At 43.4% G+C, this 3,064-nt stretch carries 3 protein-coding genes; all 3 read right to left on the reverse strand.

Annotation, left to right across the window (positions count from 1 at the left end; translation table 11 throughout):
• The coding region (locus ABW391_RS29075; RefSeq protein WP_502916365.1) for a tetratricopeptide repeat protein at positions 1-1,346 on the reverse strand (1,346 nt) is incomplete at its 3' end.
• A gap of 103 nt (positions 1,347-1,449) precedes the next feature.
• Positions 1,450-2,709, reverse strand: a complete 1,260-nt coding sequence (locus tag ABW391_RS29080) for a hypothetical protein (RefSeq protein WP_353485415.1) — start codon at positions 2,707-2,709, stop codon at positions 1,450-1,452.
• 116 nt (positions 2,710-2,825) lie between these two features.
• Positions 2,826-3,064, reverse strand: a 239-nt coding sequence (locus ABW391_RS29085) for a sensor histidine kinase (protein ID WP_353485416.1), incomplete at its 5' end; no start/stop codon positions are given.

Raw genomic sequence — 3,064 nt, forward strand, 5'->3', positions numbered from 1 at the left:
AGATCAGCAGCGATGGCTTTGACTTCTGCTGTATCCCCTTTGTCCAATTCTTCTTCCATTTCGACCAGCATTTCTTCGCTTACCTCGGCAAAGTTGTTGACGAAGTTGAGGGGATTTTGAATCTCGTGGGCGATGCCAGCGGTGAGTTCTCCCAGGGAAGCGAGTTTTTCGGATTGGATGAGTTGGGCTTGGGTGGTTTGGAGGGTTTGCTTTTGCAATTGAATCTCATCTCTTTGTTTGGCCAAAAGGGCATTTGCTTTTTGCTTTTGGCGATTGTTTCTAAACAAGGCAATCGATAAAAGCACAAAGGTGGTGAGAATCCCCAAAAGGGTATTTTGCCTTATCGCATTCTGGTAGTCTTTTTTAGTTGCTGCCAAATCGCGAATGCGCTGTTGCTCTGCATAGACGACATTTTGGGTTTGGATTAATTTTTCCGTATTGTACAATCGATTGTTGGCGGCAATGAAATTTTTGTAATAGCCCATCGCAGCCTGAGGGTTTTTGGTCTCAAGTTCTTCAGCCAAAATCTGATTACCCGCTGCAATCATGGCATCATTGTTGAATAAAGCAGCCCCCTTGAGCCCCAGTTTGGCATAATGGATTGCGGAATCGCGATAGTTGCTTTGGTGAAATACCTTGGCTAACTCCAGGTGGTTTTCAACAGCAAAGAATTGATTATCGGTTGTTTGGGCAATAAATAAGGACGCATGAATTTTTTTTCTGGCTTCGGTATAATCCCCTCGCTTGGTGGCTAATTTTCCCAACTCCCGTTGTATATAGCCCTTTGGTCCCAATAAATTGTACTTATTGGCAGTTTTATCTGCTTTTTGCAAAAAATAAGTGGCAGAATCGAGCTTATCCAGATTTGCGTATGCTGTGCCTATTGTCTTGTAACTTATCCAATGGAAAACAGTCGGATCGGCTGTGCTAAACAGGGGATGATGATAAGCTTTCAATGACCATTCTAAGGCTTTTTCTGGCCGATTTTGATTTTCGTATGCCAATGCCATGATGTTAAACAGGGAAATGGTATAAACTGGAAATTTTGACTCACCTATTTCTAATGCTTTGAAGGTAAATTCCGTCGCTTGCTGCCACTTTCCCGTGATGGCGAATACAAAAGCCATGGCACGAAGACTGACCATCTCGCCAAACTGGTATTTTAAATGACGGGAGAGCAGAAGCGCCTCATTGCCATATTTTAAAGTCAATGGAGGATTGGTTGCAGTATATATTCTGGCCAGTTGCACCAGGTTTTTTACCTTGTTTGTATCAGCAGGGCTCTTGGCTAACACAGCAATCAGGCTATCGACGACTCTTGGGAGCGCCACAACTGTTTGACCCATTCCTTTTGAACAAAAAAACAAGCAGAACAGGATTAGAATACATAGTTGAGGTGCCTTTTGCTTCATTTTCATTGTTTTTGACTGATCATGCCATTGCCCTTGTTTATTGCAAAGTACCCATGAGTTTCATATCCGGTATAAAAGTAAAACTCCCCCCTTGTGCCTTTAATACTTTGATTTTGAAATATTTACTAGTTGTAGGCGGGAAAGGAAATTTTTGGTAAAGACCTTTTACATAAAGGTTCTGGACTTGGATGGTGGCTATTTTTTTAAATGCGCCATTGGGACTGTCACCTGCATAAAGCTCAATATTTTTTGGATTGTAATAATGTACTTTCTCGATCTTTACTTCAAACTGATCAAATGTAGCGGAAAGCCCGTTTCCAAAACCAAAGACCGCTTCACTAGGAACCTGATCCTGAAAGTAATTTATACTGTTCAGGACATTTTCCCAGTCAATTGCTGTAGCTGTTACGACCTCAGTACCCACTGTAAAGTCCAATAAATCCATCTTTTTGCCACGCAGGCTTTCGATGTATTCCCGTTTCAAGCCAGGGCTTTTTTCGAAGGCTTCTAAAATATACTTTTTGGCGTAACCCTCCTCGTCATTTTTGCGGTAGGCAAGCCCAAGTTCTAGCAAGAGTTTTGGAGCAGGAGCTACTTTGACCACTTCTTCCAGTTTATAAATTGCTTCTTGAAAATTGCCATTTTTAAGTTCTTCCCAGCCCGCTTCCAATTGTTTGCGCATACTGGGGTCAAAAGCTATGCGGACTGCATTGTCTTTTTTGGCCAGCAATTCAATGCTTGCGCGTACTTCGGATAAGGAAAACAACACATTTTCATTACCGGCAGCTAAATTAGTGAAGGCGTACCAACCACCAAAGCCCAAGATAGCCAGGATCACCACCAAAACAGAATACTGAAAAATACCCCAGCCTTTTCTGATTTTTGTAGTGATGATATTTCCGCTGCCTACCACCACATTTTCGGCTTGTCCGACCTGAATGTTATTGTCCCTGACGGTGTGATGATGGGCATTTTCAATTTGCTGGACGATGGCTGAGGTTTGTTCGTTGAGCAGATCGGTATTGATACCGTACAGGTTGATGGTGTGCCCTTCGCCCTCTATGTCCATGTCTTGCACCACATTCAAGATGCCCATGTTGATGCGGTTGGAAACCCGTTCTGCTTCTTCTGGGGCAATCGTTCCCTGTATTCGCTGTTTTTTAAGGTTTGTCCAGGCCGCTTTTAAGACCACAATTGCTTTTGACGTATTGGCGGAATGCTGATCGCGCTGTTCCATCAAGAGATTGAGCGCGGCTTCTGTTTCCCCGTTGGCAATTAGTTGTTTGTATTTTTCCATCTGTTTTTTTGATTAACGCTTTAAAAATAGAATGAACCTTAAATAGCTCCAAGCGCAGTTTTCCGAATGACCTAATCTGTCTTCCGAATGGTAAGGAATGGACGCCGAACGAAAATCTAAGCGTAGGAGCGGAGCGGCAAGCAAATGGCAATTGTGGTCTCAGTACCTTCTTGTGTACTCAGTTCCAAAGTCCCCCCATGCCCCTTGGTCACAATGTCATAGGCCAAACTTAGTCCCAAACCTGTGCCTTGCCCGGTAGGTTTGGTAGTGAAAAAGGGCTGGAAGATTTTGTCTTTGATGGCTTCAGGAATGCCGTGGCCATTGTCTTTGACGGTGATTTCGATGGCATTTTCGG

Source organism: Haliscomenobacter sp. (assembly GCF_040403615.1).
GTDB lineage: Bacteria > Bacteroidota > Bacteroidia > Chitinophagales > Saprospiraceae > Haliscomenobacter.

Bases quoted from the DNA above. Each gene is read 5' to 3' on its own strand.
- ABW391_RS29080 (WP_353485415.1), bottom strand. From the start codon at position 2,709: ATGGAAAAATACAAACAACTAATTGCCAACGGGGAAACAGAAGCCGCG.